The following is a 23,435-nucleotide window of genomic DNA, read 5'->3' on the forward strand; positions in this document are numbered from 1 at the left end:
GTCCATGATATTCATGGTGTCTTCAAGAGACCGCAATTGTCAGCGTTCGAGATGAACCTTTCAGTCCATCGCCAGAGCGCCGCCGCCTGCGTTTCTCTTTCCAAATCAACAATGTCAAAGACCCGCCCACCTTCCGGCGAACCAACCGTTTAACGCCCGTCGTCGGCGGAGGCGGCTATCTAGCGAACCTCGAATTCCATGTCAAATCGTTTCTCGAAGAAACTCTCCGACTTTCCCCGCCTGCCGGCCCAGAAGGCTTTCGGCGGAGCCGGCAGCTTCTAAAGAAGCCACCGGAGCCAGTCAAGCGCCTTTTCCAAAGAAAAGAGAAGCTTTCCTGGGGCGAAATACTTGGAAGCTCTTGCGAACCTCTTTGCATTTCTAAGAGGGCGGCTTCTAGCGAAGCAGATCCTCCCGGTCAACCGCCCTTTTCGCTTTTGTCTTCTTGGCGGCCAAAGCCACTTCAGAGCGCAAAAACCGACCGAGGCGCGCCGCTTGGAGCGCCGTAAGTCAGAAGGGATTCGATTGAGGCTGCGGAACTTAGCGATCCACTTTCAGAAACGCAAGCCCCGGAGGTCAAGGTTTCGTCCGGCGGGCCGCGGCCCCGAAGCGAGGGGCGGCTTCTAGAGCCCCCTCCCCGGCCCCGCAAGCCGGAAATCGCCATTCCATCCCCAGGTCCGCCAATCCCCTGTGCATGAACGCCGTCACGCGGACCTTGCGCATTGGCCAAGCCTCGCTCAGAAGGCTGAACGTTCCAGAGCGCGCGTATCCAAGCCGCGCGCTTATATAAGGTGACCGGCGTCCATGTTGTCCCAGAAGGCGCGTTACGCTCTGCGCGCGATGATCGAGCTGGCCCGCCACAACGGCCAGGTGACCGCCGGCGAACTGGCCGAGCGCGCCGACGCGCCGCGCAAGTTCCTGGAAGCGATTCTGCTGTCCTTGTCGCGCGAAGGGCTGGTGACCAGTCGGCGCGGCAAGTTCGGCGGCTACGTCCTAGGCCGTCCGGCCGAGGCGATCAGCTTCGCCGAGATCATCCGCCTGGTCGACGGCCCCCTGGCCCTGACGCCCTGCGTCAGCCGCACCGCCTTCCGCCGCTGCGAGGATTGTCGGGACCTGGCGACCTGCGCCCTGCGCGAGGCGCTGCTGCGCGCGCGCGACGCCACGGCCGCGGTGCTGGAAGGCTACAGCCTCGCCGACGCCGCCCAGGGCGCCGGCGCCGAGCTGATCGGGGGCTGAGCGCTCTATATAGAGGCCCGCCCTCAGCCCGCGGCGATATAAGCCTTGAGCCCGTCGGCCTCGGCTTGGGCCTCGTTGATCTTGTATTTCACGAGATCGCCGATCGAGATGATCCCGGCCAGGCGCTCGCCCTTCACCACCGGCAGGTGGCGGATCCGGCGATCGGTCATCCGCTCGAGCAGGGCGTCGATCGTCTCGTCGGGCTGGGCGAAGATCACGCTGGTGGTCATGCAGCCGCTGATCGGCTTGGTCAGCGCGCTCGCGCCTTCCTTGGCGATCACCCGGACGACGTCGCGTTCGGACAGGATCCCGACCACCGCCTCCTTGTCGTCGACCACCACCATGGCCCCGACGCGCCGCGTATGAAGAAGCGCCGCGGCCGCGCCGACGGTCTCCTGGGGGGAGGCCGTGAATACGAGATCGCCCTTGTCCTTGAGGATCTGAGAAACCAACACTGCGCTTTCTCCCTTGTTCTTTGGAGAACGAGAGTCTCGCAAAGAGGCCTCGGGATCAATGGGGGTCGGCGCCTTCCGGTTTGACTCCGGCCCAGCGCGCGAACGGGCCGATCAGCAGGACCCCGACGGCGAAGCCGACCAGGTGCGCCTCCCAGGCCACCGCCCCGGTTCCCATGGTCAGCAGACCGCCCGCCACCGCCATCACCAGATTGACCACCAGCCAGCCCAGGCCGAGCGAGATCACCCTCGGCCCCAGGATCGGACCGACCTGTCCGGGATGGTCCATGGTCCGGGCCGCCGCGCCCATCAGGCCAGACACCGCGCCCGACGCGCCGATCACCGCTACGGCCCCGTCGGGATGGATCGCCGCATAGCCGAGACCCGAGAGCGCGCCGCACGCCAGGTAGAAGAGGCAGAAGATTCCCCCTCCCCGGCCGTTTAGTCCTAGCAGGCGGGCCACCGGCGCGCCGAAGGCCAGGGCGAAGGCCGCGTTCATCAGGGCGTGAACCCAGCCGCCGTGCACGAACATCATGGTCACGACGCCCGTCCAGCGGCCCTCCCAGAAGTCCCGCGGGACAAGGGCCAGGGACTCGATGGTCGCGTCGCTGGCCCTCAGCAGAACCACGTGGGGAACCAGGATCGCGGCGCTCGCCAGCAAGGCGGGCCAGGGCGCATTGAAGATCGGCTCGGGGCGCTGGTCGGTCATCACGTTCTCATCTGGGACGGGTTCGTCGCGATTCGAAGCGTCCGTCCGCACGCTTAACCATTTTTTCTCGACCTTGGCGCTACACCCGAGGCTGTACCTTTTTGGCACGAGGGTTGCTTGCCCTTTCGTGTCGACAGTTCTCGGAGCCGCTTATGGCCTGGCATCGCATGAAGAAGATGAGCGTCGCGTCGGCGCTGACCGTCGTCGCGGCAGGCGTCGCGATGGGCGCTTGGGGCGCGGCCGCCGCCCAGACCATGTCGACGAACTCGGCCTCGTTCAACGCCGGCTACGGCCGCTCGTCGGGCCAGGAAAACCGCATGGTCGAATATTCGACCCGCGACGCCAACGGCAACCGGGTGGTCGTCGACGGCGTCATGCTGACCGGCGCGGACCAGAGCGTCTATTCGTCGAGCCGCAGCTCGGGCTCGCTGGACGCCTATTCGGGCGTGGGCGGGGTCGGCGGCTATGCCGGGGCGACCGCGATCGGCAACAACCTGACGGTCATCACCCAGGGCAACAACAACACGGTCATCGTCAATTCCAGCCAGGTCAACAACGGCAACGTCAGCGCCGGCTCGAATGTCGTGAAGGCGGGAACCGCGCAATGACGCTGAAGCGTACAGTGAGCCTGAAGCGCACGAGCTTGGCGCTGGCCCTGCTGGGAGCGACGACGCTCGCCGGCTGCGGCGGCGTCCCCATCGCCTCGACGGCCGGCAACTACGCGACGCCGATCGGCTCGGCGCCGGTCACGGCCAACCCCACCGACTATTCGGCGGCCCTTGTCTGCCTGAACCAGTACGCCCGCGCCAATCGCGTGGCCGCGCCGCGTATCGCGATCGGCCGCATCGCCGACTATACCGGCAAGGAAGAGTCCGACGGCTCGGGCCGCAAGGTGACCCAAGGCGCTTCGCTGATGGCCTTCTCGGCCTTCGCCAAGGCTGGCATGCCGATGGTCGAGCGCTTCGACACCTCGGTGTCGGAATTCGAGCTGAAATACGCCAACAACAAGCTGATCTCCGACCGTCCGAACGCCGCGCCCGATGCGCCGGCGGACTACCGCAAGATCCTGGCCGGCCAGGTGCCGGGCTCGGACTTCTACGTGGTCGGCGGCATCACCGAGTTGAACTACAACATCCGCTCGGCGGGCGTGGACGCCTATGCCGGCGACAAGGACACCGACGGGCTGAAGGGCAACTTCCGCCGCCGGGTGTTCGTGATGAACATCGCGCTGGACCTGCGACTGGTGAACACCCGCACGCTGGAGGTGGTGGACGTCATCTCCTACCAGAAGCAGGTCGTCGGCCGCGAAGTCAGCCTCGGCGTCTTCGACTTCCTGAACGGCAACCTGTTCGACATCTCGGCCGGCCGCGGGGCGCTAGAGCCCATGCAGCTGGCCGTGCGCGCCCTGATCGAGCGCGCCACGGTCGAGATGAGCGCCAATCTCTACGGCATGCCCGGCCCGCAAAGCTGCTTGCGCTACGACCCGTTCGGCGACGCCACCGTCGGCCAGACGGGCGCGTTCACGCCGGCCTACAACAACCTGGGAACCAACAATGCGCAGACCCGCGATGACCCGTCTCGCTGGAACGCTCACCGCGATCCCGATATTCGTGATGCTAAGCGGGGCCGCTACTAGCCAGACGCTTTCGCCGAGCCCGGTTCTCAACAACCAGGTCAATCTCGGCGAGATCTTCTCGGAGCAGACCCTCAACGTCCAGACCGTGTCGGACGGCGTCACCGCCAGCACGACGGCCCAGGCCAATGGCGTCTCGGTCGGGGTGACCAACGCCGACGCGTCGATCACCTCGAACCAGACCAACCAGGGGACCGTCTACGGCCACACCGTGGTCGACGTCGGCGTCAACGCCGGCGCCAGCAGCGCCGTGCGCACCACGGCGGTCGGCAATTCCGGCGCCTTCGCCGCTTCCAACGGCACGATCTCGGCCTTCGCGGTCCAGACCAATTCGGCCGAGGTCACCGCGCGCGGTCAGGTCGAGGCCGCCGACGCCGAGGCCAAGGACCTGACGGTCTCGACCCTGGCCATGGGCAACAGCCAGGGCGTCAACCTGGACAACGGTTCGGCCGGGGCGCGGATCAGCCAATCGACCACGGCCAACGTGCTGGCCGACGGCGGCGCGATCGTCCAATACGCCTCGGGGACCAGCGCGGTCACCGCGACCACCGCCGGCAACAACATCAACATGACGGGCGCCAACCAGTCGGCCGCCCGCCTGATCACCGACCAGGCCAATACGGCCGAGGTGACCCAGGCCAGCAAGTTCACGGCCTACGGCAACAGCTACCTGTCGGCGACCACCGCCACGGCCACGGGCAACAACCTGGCGGTCCAGAACGAAGGCCCGCTGGTCGATGTAGCGTCCAACCAGTGGAACACCTCGTACATCCGCGGCCAGGCCGAGGGCACCTCGTACCTGTTCGGCGCCGCCCAAACGAGCGCCTACGCGGTCGGCAACTCCTCGCAGGTCAACAATGTCGGCCCCGAGCTCGTGCTCGACAACCTGCAGACCAACACCGGCGGCGGGGTCGAGGCGACGGCCAGCTTCTCGGGGCAGGACGGCTATGACGCCGTGACCACGGCCACGGCCATGGGCAATGCGGTCACCGGTTATGCCTGCTCACGCTGCAACGGCCGCATGAGCGTGACCAACACCCAGAACAACAGCGCCGACGTCGGGGCCAGCTCCAGCACCACGATCGCATCGGGCGGCCGCCAGGTGACGGGCGTGTCGACCGCGATCGGCAACAACGCCAGCTTCAACGTCACCGCGCCGGGCTACTGAGGCCGAGGTCGGGTCTCGACCTTGAGCAGACCTTGACTGTCGAGCCGGGCGCGAAGAGCGTGGAAAAATGTCAAAAGATCCGGTGCTCGATGCGGCGATTGCCGACGTCCTTAGTCAGCTTGAGGCTGACGAAGAGATAGTGGTGTGTACGGCCTCGCCGCAGCGCATTGTGAAACGTCTGAGCGAAGCTGTTCTCAACGTCATGCCGAGCACTGAACTGACCCTCTCGGACCTTCAAAATCTGAAGGCGCTGCTCCACTATGCAGCCCACAACAAGGGCGTCTTTGATTGGGCGGAGATGCCGTCAATGACAGGCTTTTCTTCGCCCGACGGGCTCCGAGCGGTCGCGGATAAGCTGCCGACAGGATAGCGACACTTCCAGCCGCCTTTCCGGATGTCCGCTCTCCCCCCCAAAGTGGCCGCTCGGAAGTTTCGCCTTCGGGAAACTCTTCGATTGTCAGGCCTGAGCGCCGTTCGCCATCGGTTCGTCCGGGCGGCCCTCGCTCCATAGCGCGATCTTCAGCAGCAGCTCGCGAGGGCTGATCGGCTTGCCGACATGGTCGTCCATGCCGCTGGCGCGGTAAAAGGCGATCTGGTCGGGGAGGACATTGGCCGTCAGGGCGATGACCGGAGTCAGCGCCGCGGCGCCCGGCAGGCCGCGGATCACGCGGGTGGCGGCCAGGCCGTCCATGCGCGGCATCTGTACGTCCATCAGCACCAGGTCGTAGCCGCCCGAGCTCACCGCTTCGATGGCCGCCAGGCCGTCGGCTACGACGTCGACCGTATGGCCCATGGCCCGGACCAGGGTTCCAATCAGCTCGCGATTGGCCTCGTTGTCGTCGGCGACCAGCACATGAAGCGGTCGCGCGCTCTCTTGGATCGACTCGGCCTCGCGATGGTTGGGCGCGGCGACCACCGGCAGGTCCAGCACGCACCAGAAGCGGGCGCCCTGGCCGGCGATGCTGTCGACGCCGATCTCGCCGCCCATCAGCTGGACGATCTCCTTGCTGATCGCCAGGCCCAGACCCGTGCCGCCGAACGTCCGCGACACCTCCGGCCCCGCCTGGGCGAAGCGTTCGAAGACGGTGTCCAGCATGGCGGCCGGCACGCCGACACCGGTGTCAGAGACGGCCAGCTCGAGACGCGCCGAGCCGGCCTTCGCCCCGCTTCTGTAGGTCGCGCTCAGGGTCACCGATCCCGCGCCGGTGAACTTGACGGCGTTGCCCAGGAAATTGACCAGCACCTGCCGCAGGCGCTGGCCGTCGCCTTCCAGCCATTCGGGACAGGCCGGGTCGATGCGCAAGGTCAGGTCCAGGCCCTTGGACAAGGCCTGGGCTTCGAACATGCCGGCCGCCTGGTTCAGCAGGGCCCGCAGCGCGAACGGCCGCGACTCCAGATTGACGCCGCCGGCCTCTAGCTTGGCGAAGTCGAGCACGTCGTTCAGCGTGTCCAGCAGCACGACCCCGGCGTCGCGGATGCGGCCCAGGCGGCGGCGCTGCTCGTCGTCCAACTTCGAGGCGTCCAGCAGGTCCGTGAAGCCCAGGATGCTGGTCAGCGGCGTACGCAGCTCGTGGCTCATATTAGCCAGGAAGTCCTGCCGGGCGGCCATGGCCGCCTCGGCCCGCTCGCGCGCCTCGGCCAGGGCCGATTGCGCCTCGACCTCCTCGGTGATGTCGGTCTCGTTGACCAGAACACAGAGCTCGCCGGTGACCGGGTCGGGCGTGCGGCGGGCGGCCAGGCCGTGCCAGCGCTCGCCATGAGCCGTGATCATCCGATAGGCCCCCTCGACCGCGTCGCCGTCGAGGGCCGAGCTCCACAGCGCGCCGCCGGCGTCGCCATTGGCGAAGATCTCGGCGAACCGGACGCCGGCCCCCGGATAGCAGGACAGGGCGGCGGGATTGCCGAAGATGCGGAAGCCGTCGGCGTCGTACAGAGAGACCAGGGCGCTGGTGTGCCGCAGGGCCTCGATCGCCCGCTGCTGCTGCGCCTCGGCCTGAACCTCTGCGCCTTCCAGAAGCATGGCGTGGCCGCCGCCGGGCAGGGCGATGCGCGAGATCGTGGTGTCGACCACCAGCGGGGCGCCGTTCGGATAGAAGGTCCAGCGCTCCTCGACGGCGCCGCCGTTCTCGATACGGGCGGCGATGTCCTTCATGCGCGTGCGCACGGCCGGCGACTGGTCGGAAAAGTCCCTGGCCAGCAGGTCATCCAGCGTCGACGCGCCCCACAGGTCCAGCGCCGCGCGGTTCGCGTAGACCTTGCGCTTGCGGACGTCGTCGAACACCCAGATCGGCCGGCGCAGATGATCGAAACCCAGGCCCAGAAGGGCGGGAACATCAGAAGCGGCAATCCTTTCCGGGCTCGACGTCAAGGTGTGCACCTATGCTCCGCTAGGCCAAGGTCGTAGCAAGCTCACGCTTGGTGAGCCGTTAACAGGCGAATTTGTCGCGGTCGCCGACCGGCGTTCCTTGACCTGTGTCAAAGCCAGACTAAGCCGTGATTTTGACGTTTCCTCGGCGCGCCGCTCCCAGGACCGGTTGAAAAACCGACTTCGGGTTCACACGATTAGGGCGCACGCGTTCACGCGGCGAAACCGCTTACACTTTGCCCTGACGCGCTCTATACGCCCTCACCTCCGCGACACTCCGCCGCCTCCCAGTCCGAAGATCATGGCCTCCCCCACCCGCGCGCCCGTACTCGCCCTCAAGGACGTCCGTCTCGCCGACGGCGCCAAGCCCCTGTTCGACGGCGTCGACCTGGCCCTGGAGCCGCGCGTGCGCGCCTGCCTGGTCGGCCGCAACGGCGCGGGCAAGAGCACCCTGCTGAAGATCCTGGCCGCCCAGGGCGTCGAGGCCGACAGCGGCGAGCGCTCGGTCCAGCCGGGCGCCAAGATCATCTTCGTTAGCCAGGAGCCGGACATCACCGGCGACACCCTGCTGGACTATTGCACCGCCGGCGGCGCCGAGGACTACGAGGCCCAGGCGGCCCTGGCCGACTTCGGCCTGGATCCCGAGAAGAGCACGCAGGGCCTGTCGGGCGGCGAGAAGCGTCGCGCCGCCCTGTCGCGCGCCTTCGCCGAGCAGCCCGACGTGCTGCTGTTGGACGAACCGACCAACCACCTGGACATCTTCGCGATCCAGACCCTGGAAGAAGAGCTGGCGAACTCCAAGTGCGCCGCCCTGATCGTCAGCCACGATCGCGCCTTCCTGAACCGCGTCACCCAGCGCACCTTCTGGCTGGAGCACCGCAAGGTGCGGCGTCTGGACAAGGGTTTCGGCGAGTTCGAGATCTGGAGCGAACAGGTGCTGGCGGCCGAGGCCGACGAAGAGCGCCGCCTCAACAAGGTGCTGGAGCGCGAAAACGCCTGGCTGGCGCGCGGCGTCCAAGGTCGCCGCGCCCGCAACGAAGGCCGCCGCCGGGCCCTGATGGATCTGCGAGCGCAAAAGAAGGATCTGCAGGGCGACAAGCGCGGCTCCATGTACATGGCCGTCGAGACCGCCGCGACGTCGGGCAAGAAGGTCATCGAGGCCAAGCACCTCACCAAGGCGTTCGGCGACCGCGTGATCGTCCAGGACTTCTCGACCCGAATCCTGCGCGGCGACCGCGTGGCGCTGGTGGGTCCCAACGGCGCCGGCAAGACGACGCTGGTCCGCCTGCTGCTGGGCGAGCTGGAAGCCGACGCCGGCACGGTGCAGCTCGGCACCAATCTTGAAGTCTCCTACATCGACCAAGGCCGTATGGCGCTGTCGGACAAGATCACCCTCTGGGATTTCCTGACCCCCGGCGGCGGCGACTCCATCCTGGTGCGCGGCCAGCCCAAGCACGTGGCCGGCTACGCCAAGGACTTCCTGTTCACCGAGGCCCAGCTGCGCCAGCCGGTCACCAGCCTGTCGGGCGGCGAGCGCAACCGCCTGCTGCTGGCCCGGGCCCTGGCCAATCCCACCAACCTGATGGTGCTGGACGAGCCGACCAACGATCTGGACATGGACACGCTGGACCTGCTGGAGGACCTGCTGGCCGACTTCGACGGCACGCTGATCCTGGTCAGCCACGACCGCGACTTCATCGACCGCCTCGCCACCTCGACCATCGCCATGAACGGTCATGGCAAGGTGCTGGAGACTCCCGGCGGCTGGACCGACCTGATCGACCAGAGCCCCGATTTCTTCAAGGGCGCGCGCGGCGCCGCGGTCGGCTCGTCCTTCACGCCGGTGGCCCGCGCCACCAAGGGCGCGGCGCCCGCCCCTGCTCCCGCCGCGCCGCCCAAGAAGGTCGGCAAGTTGACCTTCAAGGACCAGCGCCGCCTGGAAGAGTGCGAGGCCCTGATCGCCAAGAGCCCGGCGATCATCGCCAAGTTCGAGGCGACCCTGGCCGATCCCGGCCTCTACAGCCGTGATCCGGCGACCTTCGACAAGACGATGAAGGCCCTCGACAAGGCCCGCGCCGATCTCGAACAGGCCGAGATGGAGTGGCTGGAGCTGGAAGAGAAGAAGGAAAGCCTGACCGCCGGCTAGCTGCCGAGCTTCGGCGCGTCATTCGACAGCATCGCCCGCCAAGTCGCCTATCCGACACGCCCACGCATCCTTCCGGGCGCGAGGTGCGTTGTGAAGCCCGAGGGACCTTCACCGGCGAGGAGCACATGGCTCGTCTCATCGTTATCGGCCTGGCCATCGGCGCCATGGCCCTTCCCACCGTCATGGCGCCCACCGACGCCGACGCCGCCACCTGCCACAGCCGCAAAGCCACCGGCACCGTGATCGGCGGCCTGGGCGGCGCCCTGGTCGGCAACGCGGTCAAGCGCGGCGGCGCCGGCCTGCTGATCGGCGGCGTCGGCGGCGCCTTGGTCGGCCGCGAGATCGGCAAGAGCGGCTGCCATCGCACCCGCACGGTCTATTACGAAGGCGGTTCGCGCGGCGCTTCCGCGTCGCGGACGACTCCGGAGCGGGCCCCGCCGGTCCGCCAGGTCTATTACGACCACATGGGCAACCCCGTCGCCGCGGGCGGGGTCGGCGGCGGAACCGTCCAGCAGGTCTCCAACACCACGTCCGGCGGCGTCTGTCGCGACGCGACGATCTCCTACTACGACGATCGCGGCCGCCTGAGTTCGCGCGCCGTCCAGATCTGCCCCCGCTGACCTTTGCTCACGAACGGAACTCAAGATGATCCGCAAGCCCGTGATGGCCGTCCTGGCGCCCATCCTTGCAGGAATGGCCGCTCTCAGCGTGGCGGCCTGCGAGGACCGGCATGACGCCATGGCCAATCCCAGAATCTGCGCCGACTTCAAGGCCAATCCGGGCGCGACCGCCGCCGCCGATCCGGCCACGCCGGTCGAGGAATGCACGCGCCGCTGGGCCTATAGCCTGGCCGGCGCCCGCGACAGCGCCGAGGTCGTCGCCGACGCCGTGGTCGCCGCCTGCGCGCCGGTCCTCAGCAAGTGGAACCAGGCCTCGCTGGGCCAGGCGGCTCCGGCCGGCGGCGAGCAGGCCTTGAGCCTGACCACCGGCCAGCCGACCAATCCCCTGGCCGAGCACAGCAGCTTCGCCCAGGGCCGGGCCCTGTTCTATGTGGTCCAGGCCCGCGCCGGTCGCTGCAAGGCCCCACCGGTGGTCAACGGCGCGCCCGAAGGTCTTTAGGGCTCTGACCTAGGCGAGCGCGCCGCGTTCCCATTCGAGGAACTCCGGCGTCTCCAGCAAGCGCTCGCAATAGGCGCCCGCCGCGCCGGCGTCGCCGTAGTCGGACAGGTGGACGCCGTACGTTCGGAATCGCGTCGCCACCGGCGTGTAGAAGGCGTCGGCGATCGACCATTCGCCCAGCAGGAACGGGCCGCCCGAACGCTTGAGGAGCTGGTTCCAGCGCTCGACGATCTTGCGCACGTCCTTCTGGGTGGCCTCGGAGAGGTCCAGCTTGCGGGGCGCCTCCTCCAGCGCCATCGGGCACTCGCCGCGCAGCGACTGGAAGCCGGAATGCATCTCGGCCGCCGCCGAGCGACCTATGGCGCGCAGGGCCCGATCTTCGGGCCACAGCTTCGCCTCGGGAAACGTCTCGGCCAGATATTCGCAGATCGCCAGCGAGTCCCAGACCACCAGGTCGCCGTCCTTCAGGGCCGGGGCCAGCTTGCTGGGCGAGACCTTGCCGATCTCCGCGGTCGTGACCTCGCCGTGGCGCAGCTCGACCAGAGTCTCCTTGAACGGCGCGCCGGTGCGCTTGAGCGCCAGCCACGGACGCAGCGACCAGCTGGACCACCGCTTGGTGCCGATCACGATCTCCATGGCGCGCTCCTTCGTCGATTCCTGTTCGGCAAGGGCTTAGCGCGCCCGTCGGCGCAAGGAAACGACCGCCTTGGCGCGACCGCGATTTAGCCTCTGGCGCTCCGGCTTCGGCTGCGTCTACAGTCGCCTCAAGAAATAGAACAAATGTTTGAAGGGAGAGTCAGGATGGCCGACGCGCGTGCGTCCGGCGGCGACCGGCCGCTTTATTCGAACGGCTACAAAGCCACGGTGCTGGGGCTGCTGCTGGCCACCTACACCTTCAACTTCATCGACCGGACGATCATCGCCACCATCGGCCAGGCCATCAAGGTCGACCTCAAGCTCTCCGACACCCAGCTGGGGTTGCTGGGCGGCCTCTACTTCGCCCTGCTCTACACTCTCCTTGGCATCCCCATCGCCCGCCTGGCCGAGCGCTGGAACCGGGTCAGCATCATCTCGGTGTCGCTGGTGATCTGGTCGGGCTTCACGGCGCTATGTGGCGCGGCCACGACCTTTGGCCAACTGGCCCTGTTCCGCTTCGGCGTCGGGGTCGGCGAGGCCGGCTGCTCGCCGCCCAGCCACTCGCTGATCAGCGACTATTACGAGCCCAAGAAGCGCGCCTCGGCCCTGTCGATCTATTCGTTCGGCATCCCGCTGGGCACCATGTTCGGCGCGGTGGCCGGCGGCTGGCTGGCCCAGGAGTTCAGCTGGCGCGTGGCCTTCGTCATCGTCGGCCTGCCCGGCCTGATCCTGGCGCTGATCGTCAAGCTGATCGTCAAGGAGCCGCCGCGCGGCCACTCCGAGATCATCGAGCGCCCGCTCGAGGCCGAAGGGCTCGTCGTCGAACCGGCCGGCAAGCCCCGCTTCTCCATGGCCACCGAGTTCTCCGAGCTGTGGACCGTGACCAAGGTGCTGTTCGGCAAGTGGCCGGTATTGCACATGGTTCTGGGCGTGACCGTCGCTTCGTTCGGCGCGTACGGCTCCGGCGCGTTCGTGCCGCCCTATTTCGTGCGGACCTACGGCCTGGGCCTGGCGCAGGTGGGCCTGATCGTCGGCCTGATCGGCGGCTTCTCGGCCGGCGTCGGCACCCTGGTCGGCGGCTTCCTGACCGACTGGGCCGGCAAGAAGAGCACCAAGTGGTACGCCCTGACCCCCGCCATCGGCCTGCTGATCTGCACGCCGATCTATATCAGCGCCTATCTGCAGACCCATTGGCAAACCACCGCCCTGATCCTGCTGGTCCCGGGGATCTTCCACTACACCTACCTGGCTCCGACCTTCGCCGTGGTGCAGAACTCGGTCGAGCCGCGCCGGCGGGCCACGGCCACGGCCCTGCTGTTCTTCTTCCTGAACCTGATCGCCCTGGGCGGCGGGCCGGTGTTCACCGGCTGGCTGATCGACCACCTGGCCCAGTTCAACTTCAACCATCCGAGCTCGAGCGGCCTCTTCCATGCCTTGGGCGGCGCGTTCGGCGAGAGCGGTCCGGCCAGCTTCGGGACCAGCTGCCCTGGCGGCCTGGCCCCCAAGGGCTCCGCGCCCGAGCTCGCCAAGGCTTGCGCCGGCGCCATGGCCCGCTCGACCCAGCAGGGCATCATCGTCTCGCTGAGCTTCTACGCCTGGGCCGGCGTGCACTACGCTTTGGCCAGCATCGGCTTGGCCAAGCACATGAAGGAACGGGCGGGGGCGTAGAGGACTTGCCCCCTCCGGATGCTGCGCATCCTCCTCCCCCGGAGGGGGAAGAAGGATCGCGGCGTCTTCTTCCCCCTCCGGGGGAGGAGCGCGAAGCGCGGAGGGGGCCAGTAACCGCCTCCGCCGCCAAGTAATAACCCTCTTCCCTTGACTCCCCGGCCCGCGCGGCCGAAACGGCCGGCCCATGATCAGCCGCTATGCCCGCCCCGAAGCCGCCGCCATCTGGTCCAGCCAGACCAAGTACAAGATCTGGTTCGAGATCGAGGCCCACGCCGCCGACGCCATGGCCGAGATCGGGACCATCCCGAAGCTCGCCGCCGAGACGATCTGGGAAAAGGGCCGCGACGCGGTCTGGGACAGCGACCGCATCGACGAGATCGAGCGCGTCACCAAGCACGACGTCATCGCCTTCCTGACCCATGTGTCGGAGATCGTCGGCCCCGAGGCCCGCTTCCTGCACCAGGGCATGACCAGCTCGGACGTGCTGGACACCTGCTTCGCCGTGCAGCTCAGCAAGGCCACCGACCTCTTGCTGGAAGATGTCGACCTCGTCCTGGCCGCCCTGAAGCGCCGGGCGCTCGAGCACAAGATGACGGTCTGCGTCGGCCGCAGCCACGGCATCCACGCCGAGCCGATCACCTTCGGCCTGAAGCTGGCCGGCTATTACGCCGAGTTCCAGCGCGCCAAGGAGCGCCTGGCGATGGCCCGCTTCGAGATCGCCACCTGCGCGATCTCCGGCGCCGTCGGCACCTTCGCCAATGTCGATCCGCGCGTCGAACAGCACGTGGCCGACAAGATGGGCCTGGCCGTCGAGCCGGTCTCGACGCAGGTGATCCCGCGCGACCGCCACGCGGCCTATTTCGCCGCCCTCGGCGTCGTGGCCTCGTCGGTCGAGCGCCTGGCCACCGAGATCCGCCACCTGCAGCGCACCGAGGTCCTGGAAGCCGAGGAGCCGTTCGATCCGGGCCAGAAGGGCTCGTCGGCCATGCCGCACAAGCGCAACCCGATCCTGACCGAGAACCTGACCGGCTTGGCCCGTCTGGTCCGCTCGGCCGTGATCCCGGCCATGGAGAACGTCGCCCTCTGGCACGAGCGCGACATCAGCCACTCGTCGGTCGAGCGCGGCATCGGCCCCGACGCCACCATCCACCTCGACTTCGCCCTGCGCCGCCTGGCCAGCGTCATCGAGCGCTTCAACATCTATCCCGACAACATGGCCAAGAACCTCGACAAGCTGGGCGGCCTGGTGTTCTCGCAGCGGGTCATGCTGGCCCTGACCCAGGAAGGCGTCAGCCGTGAGGACGCCTATGCGGCGGTCCAGGGCAACGCCATGAAGGTCTGGCGCGGCGAAGGCCGGTTCATCGACTTCCTGAAGGCCGACCCGGTGGTCTCCAAGGCGCTGTCGGACAGCGCGCTCGAGGAGCTGTTCGACTACGGCTACCACACCAAGAACGTCGACGTGATCTTCAAGCGCGTGTTCGGGGAGCAGGGCTAAACCGCCCGATGGTTCGCAAGGCGGGCTTCCCGGCGGTCGTCGACGCGAACACCCGCGTCCTGATCCTGGGCAGCCTGCCGGGCGAGGCCTCGCTGGCCGTTCAGCAGTACTACGGCAATCCGAGGAATGCCTTCTGGCGGCTGATGGAGGGCGTGCTCGATACGCCGCTCGTTCCGTTGACCTATGAGGATCGGCTGGCGGCCCTGCTGGCCCACGGCGTCGGCCTCTGGGACGTGATCGCCGAGGCCGAGCGGCCGGGCAGCCTCGACGCCGCCATCCGCGACCCGGCGGCGAATGATCTTCTGGCCTTGGTGGAGACGCTGCCGGCGCTGCGGGTCGTGGCCTTCAACGGCGGGACCGCGGCGAAGCTGGGCGGCAAGCTGATCGGGGATCGGGTCGCGGCGCTAGCCCTTCCTTCCTCCAGCCCGGCGCACGCCGCCCGGACCTTCGAGCAGAAGGCTGAGGCCTGGGGTCAGCTCAAAACCCCGCTCTCTTAGAGAGAGGGATTTTTACCGTCCCGCCGGTTTCCAGTTCACCACATGATACACCGCGTTCGTCGTCCCGACGTTCCGCAGCGCATGCGGGCTGTTGCTGGCGTTGAAGATCACCCCACCCGGGCCGACCGTCTTCCACACCCCTCCCGACAAGGTCTCGACCTGGCCCTCGCGGATGATCACCAGCTCCTCGTTCGGATGGGTGTGCGGCGGGTGCGAGCTGGTCCCGGGCTTGAGGGTGGTGACGTGCATCTCCAGCTCGTCCAGCGTCGCGGTCGGACCGCGAGCGATTTGCGCGTAGGTCCCGACATCGGTGTCGTGGGGCTTGAGATCCTCCCAGCGCCAGACCGACGGACCGATCAGGGCCGGCTTGGGAGCCTGGGCGGCGGCGACGCCCGCCAGGGTCAAGACCACCGCCCCGATGGCGATAGCCAAGTCGCGCTTGGTGATCATCGCCATCTCCCTAGAACGTGTACGGCTTGCGCTGCGGCCGGCTGAGCAGGGCATTGGCGGCGTCGTCGCCGATGAAGCGCTCGGCCTTGGGATCCCACTTCAGGCGACGGCCGGTCTTCATGGCCGCGTGATGCAGCAGGCAGGTCGAGCAGGCGCGGTGGCCGACCTCGGCGGTGGCGGCGGGCGGCTTGCGGCTGCGGATCGAGTCCAGCCAGTCGCCGTGTTGCTCCTCCGAGCGGCGCAGGTGGATCTCGTTCGGCCCGATCACGCTGTCGAGGATCTTCGGATCGCTGGCGACCAGCGCCGAGGCCGGCTTCGCGCCGGCGCCCGGATCACTGGCGGTCACGCCGCCATCGCGCGCCACGAAGATCCAGCCCTCGGTCCCGATGAACTTCACCCCGTTCGGGAAGTCGCCCGAGATGTCCATGGTCACCCCGTTGGCGTAGCGGGCGTGGGTCAGGAACTTGCCGTGCACGTTCCACAGGCCGCTCTTGGGGAACTCGGCCGAGCCCCAGACCTCGACCGGGCCCGAGTGCTCCATGTCCATGCCCCAGTGGGCCGTGTCGACATGGTGCGCGCCCCAGCCGGTGATCATGCCGGCCCCGAACTGCTCGCAACGCAACCAGCCCGGCCGGTCGAACGAGCCCTGCGGGTGCACTCGCATCTCGGTGTAGTAGGCCTCCGACGTCGAGCCCAGCCAGGCGTCGTAGTTGAGGTTGGCCGGGATCGGCTGCTCCGGCGCCTCGGGGCCGGAAGGGTCGCCCGGCAGCCCGACCTCGACGTGCTTGAGCTGGCCGATGCGGCCGTTGCGGACCAGCTCGCAGGCGCGGCGGAACTGCGGCCACGGCTTGTCCGAGCGCTGCTGCGAGCCGACCTGCAGGATGCGGCCCGTGACCTTGACGGCGTCGGCCATGGTCCGGCCCTCGGCGATCGTCAGCGAGGCGGGCTTCTGCAGATAGACGTCCTTGCCGGCCTTCACCGCGTGCACGGCCAGGATGGCGTGCTGGTGGTCGGGCGTGGCGACGATGACGGCGTCGATGTCCTTGGCCGCCAGCAGTTCGTGATAGTCGGCATAGGTCCGGGCGCTGTCCCATGGGCGGCCGTACTTCTTGCTGTAGGTCTCGTCGACCAACTGCTTGCCGAGGGCCAGGCGCTTGGAGTCGACGTCGCAGACCGCCAGGATCTGGGCGTGGTCGTACTTGAAGGTCTCGGCCATGTCGTGGCCGCGGGCGATGCGGCCGACGCCGATCACCCCGATATTGATCCGGTTCGACGGCGCGTTCTGGCCGAACACGGTAGCCGGCACGATGGTCGGAAAGGCGACGCCGGCGGCCAGGACGTTACGGCGGGTGAGCTTGCTCATGGTCCCCTCCCTCAGCCCAGAACCGGCTTGGTGGCGGTCTTCTGGGCGGTCAGCACCAGTTCGGCGGCCAGCAGGGCTTGATCCTGGTCCTGGGCGGTCGAGGTGCGCTCGACGATGTCGTTGACGAACTGCGGGCCGAACGGCAGCGCGACCTGGTTGCAGTCGATGTAGCGGGCCTGCTTTCGGTCGACGATCAGCAGGTGGTTGGCGCCGGGCCGGCCGGTCGGGTCGATATATTTGCGCAGCTCGATATAGCCCTCGGTCCCGAGGATGAAGAGCCGCCCGTCGCCCCAGACGCCCAGGCCGTCGGGCGTGAACCAATCGACCCGGACATAGCCCGTGCCGCCGTCGCCGACAGCGGTCATGTCGCCGAAGTCCTCGAACTTCGGATGGCTGGTGTTGTTGACGTTGCCGGTCTGGCTGGCGACGACCTTGGCGGTCTTGCTGCCGGTGTAGAACAGGAACTGGTCGGCCTGGTGCGAGCCGATGTCGGTCAGGATGCCGCCATAGCGCGCCTTGTCCCAGAACCAGTCCGGCCGGCCCGTGCCGATCCGGTGCGGGGCCAGGTTGACGGTCTGGACGACCTTGCCGATCGCCCCGGCCTGGACCAACTCGCCGGCCTTGATCGCCGAGGGCACCTCCAGCCGTTCGGAATACATGATCGCGTACTTGCGGCCGGTCTTCTTCACCGCCGCGCGCACCTGCGCCAGCTGCTCCAGGGTGATGATGCCTGGCTTGTCGGAGAGATAGTCCTTGCCCGCCGCCATCACCTTCAGGCCCAGCGGCACGCGCTGGTCGGGGATCGGGGCGGCGGCGACCAGCTGGATCGACTTGTCGTTCAGGATCTGGTCGATGCTGCTGGCCACCGGCGCGTCGCCGTGCTGCTTCCTGAAGTCGGCCAGCTGTTTCTCGTCGCCGCCGTAGGCATAGACGTAAGCGCACTCGCCCCCGCCCCGCTTCACCGCCGCCGTCATGCTCATGATGTGGTAGTGGTCGAGGCCGATCACCGCGAACTTGATCTTGTGCCGAGGTGTGACGACCGGGCCGGGCCCGGCGACCTCCTGGCTCACGGACTGGCCGCCCGTCTGGGCCGCCGCCTGGGCCATAGCCTCTCCCGCCAAGGCCGCGCCTCCGACGCTGGCCGCCATCAGGAACGCACGGCGGCTGGCTAGATCACTCATCGTCTTCCTCCACGCGTCAGTTTGCCTGACCAATCTTTGCAAGAGATCAGACCACTAAACCGCGACCGGGGAAATACCCTCCGAGGTCGTAGACGCCCAACCGGTAGTCGCAGCCGCCCCAATCGCTCCACATTACGGGAAATTCATCTGCGCCCGGCGCGCGCATGGGGCAGCATCGCCGCCTTCGAGGGGTTTGGGATCCTACACATGCGCATCTTCCTGCTGGCCGCCGTTTCCGCGGCCGCGATCTCCGGCGCGGCTTTCGCCGCCGAAAAGCCGATGTACGGCGCGTGGGGCGTCGACCTGACCGCCCGCGACGTCGCCGTGAAGCCGGGCGACGACTTCAACAAGTACGCCAACGGGGCCTGGGAAAAGAAGACGACGATCCCGGCCGACCAGGCCTCGGCCGGCGTCGGCTACGACGTCTACAACCGCTCCCAGGACCAGCTGCGCACCCTGATCGAGACGGCCGACGCCTCGACCCCGATCGGCGCGCTGTACAAGAGCTTCACCGACGAGGCCAAGGTCGAGCAGGTCGACGACGCGCCGTTGAAGGCCGACCTGGCCAAGCTCGCCGCCGTCTCCAGCAAGGCCGAGCTGGCCAAGGCCCTGGGCGCGGCCCACGGCGGTTTCGGCCCGGACCTGTTCTCGCTGGACATCTACCCGGACGCCAAGAACCCCGAACTGAACACCCTCTATATCGGCCAGTCGGGCCTGGGTCTGCCCGACCGCGACTACTATCTGACCGACGGTTTCAAGCCGCAGTTGGCCGCTTACACGGCTTTCGCCGAGCGGGCTCTGAAGATGGCCGGCTACGCCGACCCGGCCAAGTCGGCCGCCGACGTCATCGCCTTCGAGACCGCCATCGCCAAGGTCAGCTGGGCGGTCGCCGACCGCCGCGACATCGACAAGGTCTACAACCCCGTCACGATGGACGAGCTGAAGGCCTATGCTCCCGAAGTACCGTGGGCCGACTATCTGGCCGCTGCCGGCGTCACCGGACGCAGCCAGGTGGTGCTGGGCGAGAAGAGCGCCGTGCGCGACATCGCCAAGCTGTTCGCCGACACCCCGCTGGAAACCCTAAAGGCCTGGCAGACCGTGCAGGGCGTGCTGGAGATGTCGCCCTACCTCTCCAAGCGCTTCGTCGACAGCCGCTTCGACTACATCAAGGTGCTGTCGGGCCAGACCCAACTGCGTCCCCGCTGGAAGCGCGGCGTGCAGCTGGTCGACGGCAGCCTGGGCGAGCTGGTCGGCCAGGCCTATGTCGCCAAGTACTTCCCGCCCTCGTCCAAGGCCCAGATGGTCGACCTGATCGCCAATCTGAAAACAGCCATGGCCGAGCGCATCCAGAAAGCTCCGTGGATGGCCCCCGCCACCAAGCAGGCGGCGCTGGCCAAGCTGTCGAAGATGAGCGTCATGGTCGGTTATCCCGACAAGTGGCGCGACTATTCGGGCCTGAAGCTGGACGTCACCGACCTCTACGGCAATGTCCGCCGCAGCGGCGCCTTCGAGTGGGCCTACACCCTGGGCGATCTCGGCAAGCCGGTCGACCACGGCAAGTGGGGCATGACCCCGCAGACCGTGAACGCCTACAACGGCGGCCTGGAGAACAAGATCGTCTTCCCGGCCGGCATCCTGCAGGCCCCCTATTTCGATCCGGCCGCCGACCCGGCCGTGAACTACGGCGCGATCGGCGCGGTCATCGGCCACGAGATCAGCCACGGCTTCGACGACCAGGGCCGCAAGATCGACGACACCGGCAAGCTGCGCGACTGGTGGACGGCCGAGGACGCCAAGCGCTTCGAGGCCCAGGCCGCGGTGCTGGGCGGTCAGTACGGGACCTACGAGCCCGTGCCCGGCATGAAGATCAACCCGGCCCTGACCATGGGCGAGAACATCGCCGACCTGGCCGGCCTGCAGGTGGCCTACGACGCCTATCACGCGGCGCTGAAGGGCAAGCCCGCGCCGGTGGTCGGCGGCATGACCGGCGACCAGCGCTTCTTCCTGGCCTTCGCCCAGAGCTGGCAGGACAAGTCGCGCGACGACTCGCTGAAGCAGCAGATGGCCTCGGACCCGCACTCGCCGTCGAACTTCCGGGTCATCGGCCCGACGCGGAATGTCGACGCATGGTACGCGGCGTTCGGCGTCAAGCCGGGCGACAAGTTCTACCTGCCGCCGGAGAAGCGCTCGCGCATCTGGTAGGGATGACGAAGACGCTCGCGCCGTCCTTCGACGGCGCGAGCGGACGCCAGATCGTCAGGCGATCTTCTTGACCGGCACGTTCTCGACGTGGGTCGTCACGTAGTTGAAGCCGCCCGAGCCGTCCCATTGCTGGTCCACCGACAGGGCGGCGGTGAACTTGGCCAGGAACGAGCCGATGGCCGGCGGCGGCACGCTGTAGACGAAGTCGCCCTGCAGCGAGACCAGCTGGTGATTGGGGCCAAAGCCGGTCTGATAGATCTGCCCGGTGACGGGGAAACGGTGGTTGCCCCCAGGAATGGCCTGGGAGATCTCGGCGATGCCGGCGACGTGGCCCGAGGCGGCCTGCACCGAGAGCGCGAGATTGACGATGGGCGCGCCCGGCAGACCCGTGTTGCCGACCACCGCCTTGACGAAATAGAGACCGATCACGTCGCTGGCGGTCTTTTGGGTGTGAAGCGTACCGACTTCCGCAGTCATTGAACGTCCTCCCGTTCGGGCGGTCCCGATGACCGGCCCGGCGGCACCTTGATCTTTCTCCCCAACCGCGCCAGATAAACCTATGCGGAAAATATTAATTTCTAACAACTCATAAGTGCATTGAACAATCGAGTGCGCCAGAGGTCGCGCGCCGAGCCCTTGCGGCGCAAAGCTTCGGGCGTCCGCCCCGGCTTCCCCAACCCAGAGCCGCCTATAGAATAAATCGAACGACGCTCTCCCCGCTTGATCAAGGCCCAGCTTGGTTGGAGGCCTGATCAAGGAGAGGGCACGACGACGGCTTCGCGCCGCCCGCTTTGCTAGGTGTTTGCGGCCGAGCGGTTCTCGGGCCACCTTCTCGGTCGAACGCGGTTTGTGAGGGACCATGGCCTTCGCCTCGACCATTGGCGCGACGACCTGGCGGTTCGACAGCCTGGCCGACCTGATGGCCAAGGCCTCGCCGCCGCGGTCGGGCGACGCCCTGGCCGGGATCGCCGCGACCAGCGCCCAGCAGAACGTCGCCGCCAAGCAGGCCCTGGCCGACACGCCGCTGAAGACCTTCCTGTCCGAGACCCTGGTCCCCTACGAGATCGACGACGTCACCCGCCTGATCCTGGACGGCCACGACGCGGCCGCCTTCGCGCCGGTGGCGTCCCTGACCGTTGGCGAGTTCCGCGACTGGCTACTGTCCGAGGCCGCGACGCCGGCCGCCCTCGCCCGCCTCGCGCCCGGCCTGATCCCCGAAATGGCCGCCGCCGTCAGCAAGATCATGCGCAACCAGGATCTGATCCTGGCGGCCAGCAAATGCCGGGTGACGACCAGGTTCAGGAACACCATCGGCTTGCCGGGAACCATGGCCGTCCGCCTGCAGCCCAACCACCCGACCGACGACCCGGCCGGCATCACCGCCTCGATTCTGGATGGCCTGCTGTACGGCTGCGGCGACGCGGTGATCGGCATCAATCCGGCTAGCGACAACCTCTCGGTGCTAGGCGACCTCGTGCGGCTGATGGACGACCTGATCCAGCGGTTCGAGATCCCCACCCAGTCGTGCGTGCTGACCCACGTGACCAGCGCCGTCGAACTGATCGAGCGCGGCGCGCCGGTGGACCTGGTGTTCCAGTCGATCGCCGGGACGCAGGCCGCCAACGCCAGCTTCGGCGTCACCCTCTCGCTGCTGCAGGAGGGGCTGGACGCGGGCCGATCGCTGAAGCGCGGAACCGTCGGCGACAACGTCATGTATTTCGAGACCGGCCAGGGCTCGGCCCTGTCGGCCGGCGCGCACCACGGCGTCGACCAGCAGACGCTCGAAGCCAGGGCCTATGGCGTCGCGCGGGCGTTCGAGCCGCTGCTGGTCAACTCCGTCGTCGGCTTCATCGGCCCCGAGTACCTGTATGACGGCAAGCAGATCATCCGGGCCGGGCTGGAGGACCACTTCTGCGGCAAGCTGCTGGGCGCGCCGCTGGGGGTGGACGTCTGCTACACCAACCACGCCGAGGCCGATCAGGACGACATGGACAGCTTGCTGACCCTGCTGGCCACAGCGGGGGTCACCTTCGTTATGGGCGTGCCAGGCGCTGACGACGTCATGCTGAACTACCAGTCGACCTCGTTCCACGACGCCCTCTATGTCCGCGAACTGCTGGGTTTGAAGCGCGCGCCCGAGTTCGAGGCTTGGCTGGAACGGTTGAGGATCACCGGCGCCGACGGTCGCCTGGTCCCGGCGCGCTCCAATCATCCGCTGCTGGCCAGCGCATGAGCCGCCTGGTCCCGCCCGATCCGTGGAGCGCACTGCGGGCCCGCACTCCCGCGCGCATCGCCATCGGCCGTTCGGGGGCCAGCCTGCCGACCCGCGAGGTGCTGGCCTTCGCCCTGGCCCACGCCCAGGCCCGCGACGCGGTGCACACGCCGTTCGAAGCCGAGGCGGTGGCGGCGGGGATCGAGGCGCTGGGCGTCGCCGCCTTGCGCATGGAGAGCGCCGCGCCGGACCGCGCCAGCTATCTGCGCCGGCCGGACCTGGGGCGCCGCCTGTCGGACGCCAGCCGTATCGCCCTGGCCAGCGCGCGAGGGCCCGCGGACCTGGCGATCGTCGTCGCCGACGGCCTGTCCAGCACGGCCGTTCACGCCCATGCCGCGCCGCTGCTCGCCGCCCTGCTGCCCCACATCGAGGCCGAGGGCTGGAGCCTGGCGCCCGTCGCCGTCGCCAGCCAGGCCCGCGTGGCCCTGGGCGACGAGGTCGGCGAGTTGTTGGGCGCACGCCTGCTGCTGCTGCTGGTCGGCGAGCGGCCCGGCCTGTCCTCGCCCGACAGCCTGGGCGCCTATCTGACGTTCCAACCGCGCGTCGGCCGCACCGACGCCGAACGCAACTGCGTCTCCAACATCCGCGCCGAGGGGCTGTCGTACGACCAAGCCGCCTTCAAGCTGGCCTGGCTGATGCGCGAGGCCCTGCGCCTGTCGGTCACCGGCGTAGCGCTGAAGGACGAGAGCGACACCGAGGGCCTGCCCAATCTCTCATCCAGCCCGTCGATCGCCCGCGATTTGGACGAACCGCGTTCGTCGTGATCAAATACTAACCGGCGGTCGGGGGCGGGCGTCGAACACGGCTTCAGGACTCGTCTCTCGACCAACGCGGGGCGCACCCTTG

Annotated in this window: 22 protein-coding genes and 1 pseudogene; 15 read left to right on the forward strand and 8 right to left on the reverse strand. The window is 67.9% G+C overall.

Translation table 11 applies throughout. The annotated features are described in order from the left end of the window. The first annotated feature begins 801 nt into the window (after positions 1–801). Positions 802–1,233: an Rrf2 family transcriptional regulator gene (locus ASC70_RS04040; RefSeq protein ID WP_056046698.1), complete on the forward strand. Its 432-nt coding sequence runs from the start codon at positions 802–804 to the stop codon at positions 1,231–1,233. A gap of 23 nt (positions 1,234–1,256) precedes the next feature. Here the strand turns inward: ASC70_RS04040 and ASC70_RS04045 are convergent, their stop codons facing one another. Both ASC70_RS04045 and ASC70_RS04050 read right to left on the reverse strand, forming a co-directional pair. Further along, positions 1,257–1,688: a CBS domain-containing protein gene (locus ASC70_RS04045; protein WP_047404907.1), complete on the reverse strand. Its 432-nt coding sequence runs from the start codon at positions 1,686–1,688 to the stop codon at positions 1,257–1,259. 55 nt (positions 1,689–1,743) lie between these two features. Continuing rightward, the gene (locus tag ASC70_RS04050) at positions 1,744–2,394 is read right to left on the reverse strand and encodes a rhomboid family intramembrane serine protease (RefSeq protein ID WP_056046701.1); all 651 of its coding nucleotides are present in this window, start codon (positions 2,392–2,394) and stop codon (positions 1,744–1,746) included. A 152-nt stretch (positions 2,395–2,546) separates the two neighbouring features. Here ASC70_RS04050 and hfaA point away from each other — a divergent pair, with 152 nt between their 5' ends. The 4 genes from hfaA (at position 2,547) to ASC70_RS04070 (ending at position 5,565) form a co-directional block, all read left to right on the forward strand. Continuing rightward, complete coding sequence (gene hfaA / locus ASC70_RS04055; RefSeq protein WP_056046703.1) at positions 2,547–3,002, forward strand: holdfast anchoring protein HfaA; 456 nt, start codon at positions 2,547–2,549, stop codon at positions 3,000–3,002. A 14-nt stretch (positions 3,003–3,016) separates the two neighbouring features. Beyond that, positions 3,017–4,030 carry a holdfast anchoring protein HfaB gene (hfaB, locus tag ASC70_RS04060; RefSeq protein ID WP_056048384.1) on the forward strand — a complete coding sequence of 338 codons (1,014 nt, stop codon included), beginning with the start codon at positions 3,017–3,019 and terminating at the stop codon, positions 4,028–4,030. Beyond that, positions 3,948–5,195 carry a holdfast anchor protein HfaD gene (gene hfaD, locus ASC70_RS04065; RefSeq protein WP_082539887.1) on the forward strand — a complete coding sequence of 416 codons (1,248 nt, stop codon included), beginning with the start codon at positions 3,948–3,950 and terminating at the stop codon, positions 5,193–5,195. Before hfaB ends, hfaD begins: the two co-directional genes overlap by 83 nt. Before the next feature lie 67 nt (positions 5,196–5,262). Next, complete coding sequence (locus ASC70_RS04070) at positions 5,263–5,565, forward strand: hypothetical protein (protein ID WP_056748881.1); 303 nt, start codon at positions 5,263–5,265, stop codon at positions 5,563–5,565. Positions 5,566–5,652: 87 nt separating this feature from the next. Here ASC70_RS04070 and ASC70_RS04075 read toward each other — a convergent pair whose 3' ends face one another. Continuing rightward, positions 5,653–7,572, reverse strand: coding sequence for a PAS domain-containing hybrid sensor histidine kinase/response regulator (locus ASC70_RS04075; protein ID WP_056046710.1), 1,920 nt, complete (start codon positions 7,570–7,572; stop codon positions 5,653–5,655). 289 nt (positions 7,573–7,861) lie between these two features. Between ASC70_RS04075 and ASC70_RS04080 the strand changes: the two genes are divergently transcribed. From ASC70_RS04080 to ASC70_RS04090, 3 genes are all read left to right on the forward strand, one after another. Then, entirely contained in the window at positions 7,862–9,706 is a 1,845-nt protein-coding gene (locus tag ASC70_RS04080; RefSeq protein ID WP_056046711.1) for an ABC-F family ATP-binding cassette domain-containing protein, read from the forward strand. Between the two features lie 125 nt (positions 9,707–9,831). Beyond that, positions 9,832–10,326, forward strand: coding sequence for a glycine zipper family protein (locus ASC70_RS04085; RefSeq protein ID WP_056046713.1), 495 nt, complete (start codon positions 9,832–9,834; stop codon positions 10,324–10,326). Between the two features lie 25 nt (positions 10,327–10,351). After that, a complete protein-coding gene (locus ASC70_RS04090; protein WP_056046715.1) occupies positions 10,352–10,825 on the forward strand; it encodes a hypothetical protein in 474 nt (157 codons plus the stop codon). 9 nt (positions 10,826–10,834) lie between these two features. Here the strand turns inward: ASC70_RS04090 and ASC70_RS04095 are convergent, their stop codons facing one another. Continuing rightward, a complete protein-coding gene (locus tag ASC70_RS04095) occupies positions 10,835–11,461 on the reverse strand; it encodes a glutathione S-transferase family protein (RefSeq protein WP_056046718.1) in 627 nt (208 codons plus the stop codon). Positions 11,462–11,626: 165 nt separating this feature from the next. Here ASC70_RS04095 and ASC70_RS04100 point away from each other — a divergent pair, with 165 nt between their 5' ends. The 4 genes and pseudogenes from ASC70_RS04100 (at position 11,627) to ASC70_RS04110 (ending at position 15,121) form a co-directional block, all read left to right on the forward strand. Continuing rightward, positions 11,627–13,129, forward strand: coding sequence for an MFS transporter (locus ASC70_RS04100; protein WP_082539886.1), 1,503 nt, complete (start codon positions 11,627–11,629; stop codon positions 13,127–13,129). A 36-nt stretch (positions 13,130–13,165) separates the two neighbouring features. Next, positions 13,166–13,263, forward strand: a pseudogene (locus ASC70_RS25875) (hypothetical protein); the annotation flags it as partial. Between the two features lie 50 nt (positions 13,264–13,313). Further along, positions 13,314–14,624 (forward strand): adenylosuccinate lyase, encoded by a 1,311-nt coding sequence (gene purB, locus ASC70_RS04105; protein ID WP_056046721.1) that lies wholly within the window; start codon positions 13,314–13,316, stop codon positions 14,622–14,624. Positions 14,625–14,632: 8 nt separating this feature from the next. Further along, positions 14,633–15,121, forward strand: a complete 489-nt coding sequence (locus ASC70_RS04110; protein ID WP_056046722.1) for a DNA-deoxyinosine glycosylase — start codon at positions 14,633–14,635, stop codon at positions 15,119–15,121. Positions 15,122–15,133: 12 nt separating this feature from the next. On the opposite strand, the gene ASC70_RS04115 is transcribed toward ASC70_RS04110, so the two are convergent. From ASC70_RS04115 to ASC70_RS04125, 3 genes are read right to left on the reverse strand one after another with little or no spacing between them, the layout of a single operon-like run. After that, positions 15,134–15,571, reverse strand: a complete 438-nt coding sequence (locus tag ASC70_RS04115) for a dimethylsulfonioproprionate lyase family protein (RefSeq protein WP_056046724.1) — start codon at positions 15,569–15,571, stop codon at positions 15,134–15,136. 10 nt (positions 15,572–15,581) lie between these two features. Next, complete coding sequence (locus ASC70_RS04120) at positions 15,582–16,934, reverse strand: Gfo/Idh/MocA family protein (protein WP_056046726.1); 1,353 nt, start codon at positions 16,932–16,934, stop codon at positions 15,582–15,584. Positions 16,935–16,945: 11 nt separating this feature from the next. After that, a complete protein-coding gene (locus ASC70_RS04125; protein ID WP_082539885.1) occupies positions 16,946–18,115 on the reverse strand; it encodes a Gfo/Idh/MocA family protein in 1,170 nt (389 codons plus the stop codon). 207 nt (positions 18,116–18,322) lie between these two features. On the opposite strand from ASC70_RS04125, the gene ASC70_RS04130 reads away from it, so the two are divergent. Continuing rightward, complete coding sequence (locus tag ASC70_RS04130; protein WP_056046730.1) at positions 18,323–20,317, forward strand: M13 family metallopeptidase; 1,995 nt, start codon at positions 18,323–18,325, stop codon at positions 20,315–20,317. Positions 20,318–20,371: 54 nt separating this feature from the next. On the opposite strand, the gene ASC70_RS04135 is transcribed toward ASC70_RS04130, so the two are convergent. Then, on the reverse strand, positions 20,372–20,794 hold the full coding sequence (locus ASC70_RS04135) for a DUF1842 domain-containing protein (protein ID WP_047404938.1): 423 nt from the start codon (positions 20,792–20,794) through the stop codon (positions 20,372–20,374). Between the two features lie 382 nt (positions 20,795–21,176). On the opposite strand from ASC70_RS04135, the gene ASC70_RS04140 reads away from it, so the two are divergent. Continuing rightward, on the forward strand, positions 21,177–22,550 hold the full coding sequence (locus tag ASC70_RS04140; RefSeq protein WP_056046731.1) for an ethanolamine ammonia-lyase subunit EutB: 1,374 nt from the start codon (positions 21,177–21,179) through the stop codon (positions 22,548–22,550). After that, positions 22,547–23,353, forward strand: a complete 807-nt coding sequence (gene eutC / locus ASC70_RS04145; protein WP_056046733.1) for an ethanolamine ammonia-lyase subunit EutC — start codon at positions 22,547–22,549, stop codon at positions 23,351–23,353. The genes ASC70_RS04140 and eutC overlap by 4 nt, the downstream gene beginning before the upstream one ends. The last annotated feature ends 82 nt before the right edge of the window (positions 23,354–23,435 follow it).

This window comes from Caulobacter sp. Root343, from assembly GCF_001425745.1.
Classification (GTDB): Bacteria; Pseudomonadota; Alphaproteobacteria; order Caulobacterales; family Caulobacteraceae; genus Caulobacter.

Bases quoted from the DNA above. Each gene is read 5' to 3' on its own strand.
- ASC70_RS04040 (WP_056046698.1), top strand. From the start codon at position 802: ATGTTGTCCCAGAAGGCGCGTTACGCTCTGCGCGCGATGATCGAGCTG.
- ASC70_RS04050 (WP_056046701.1), bottom strand. From the start codon at position 2,394: ATGACCGACCAGCGCCCCGAGCCGATCTTCAATGCGCCCTGGCCCGCC.
- hfaA (WP_056046703.1), top strand. From the start codon at position 2,547: ATGGCCTGGCATCGCATGAAGAAGATGAGCGTCGCGTCGGCGCTGACC.
- hfaD (WP_082539887.1), top strand. From the start codon at position 3,948: ATGCGCAGACCCGCGATGACCCGTCTCGCTGGAACGCTCACCGCGATC.
- ASC70_RS04070 (WP_056748881.1), top strand. From the start codon at position 5,263: ATGTCAAAAGATCCGGTGCTCGATGCGGCGATTGCCGACGTCCTTAGT.
- ASC70_RS04080 (WP_056046711.1), top strand. From the start codon at position 7,862: ATGGCCTCCCCCACCCGCGCGCCCGTACTCGCCCTCAAGGACGTCCGT.
- ASC70_RS04085 (WP_056046713.1), top strand. From the start codon at position 9,832: ATGGCTCGTCTCATCGTTATCGGCCTGGCCATCGGCGCCATGGCCCTT.
- ASC70_RS04090 (WP_056046715.1), top strand. From the start codon at position 10,352: ATGATCCGCAAGCCCGTGATGGCCGTCCTGGCGCCCATCCTTGCAGGA.
- ASC70_RS04095 (WP_056046718.1), bottom strand. From the start codon at position 11,461: ATGGAGATCGTGATCGGCACCAAGCGGTGGTCCAGCTGGTCGCTGCGT.
- ASC70_RS04100 (WP_082539886.1), top strand. From the start codon at position 11,627: ATGGCCGACGCGCGTGCGTCCGGCGGCGACCGGCCGCTTTATTCGAAC.
- purB (WP_056046721.1), top strand. From the start codon at position 13,314: ATGATCAGCCGCTATGCCCGCCCCGAAGCCGCCGCCATCTGGTCCAGC.
- ASC70_RS04110 (WP_056046722.1), top strand. From the start codon at position 14,633: ATGGTTCGCAAGGCGGGCTTCCCGGCGGTCGTCGACGCGAACACCCGC.
- ASC70_RS04115 (WP_056046724.1), bottom strand. From the start codon at position 15,571: ATGATCACCAAGCGCGACTTGGCTATCGCCATCGGGGCGGTGGTCTTG.
- ASC70_RS04120 (WP_056046726.1), bottom strand. From the start codon at position 16,934: ATGAGCAAGCTCACCCGCCGTAACGTCCTGGCCGCCGGCGTCGCCTTT.
- ASC70_RS04125 (WP_082539885.1), bottom strand. From the start codon at position 18,115: ATGAGTGATCTAGCCAGCCGCCGTGCGTTCCTGATGGCGGCCAGCGTC.
- ASC70_RS04130 (WP_056046730.1), top strand. From the start codon at position 18,323: ATGCGCATCTTCCTGCTGGCCGCCGTTTCCGCGGCCGCGATCTCCGGC.
- ASC70_RS04135 (WP_047404938.1), bottom strand. From the start codon at position 20,794: ATGACTGCGGAAGTCGGTACGCTTCACACCCAAAAGACCGCCAGCGAC.
- ASC70_RS04140 (WP_056046731.1), top strand. From the start codon at position 21,177: ATGGCCTTCGCCTCGACCATTGGCGCGACGACCTGGCGGTTCGACAGC.
- eutC (WP_056046733.1), top strand. From the start codon at position 22,547: ATGAGCCGCCTGGTCCCGCCCGATCCGTGGAGCGCACTGCGGGCCCGC.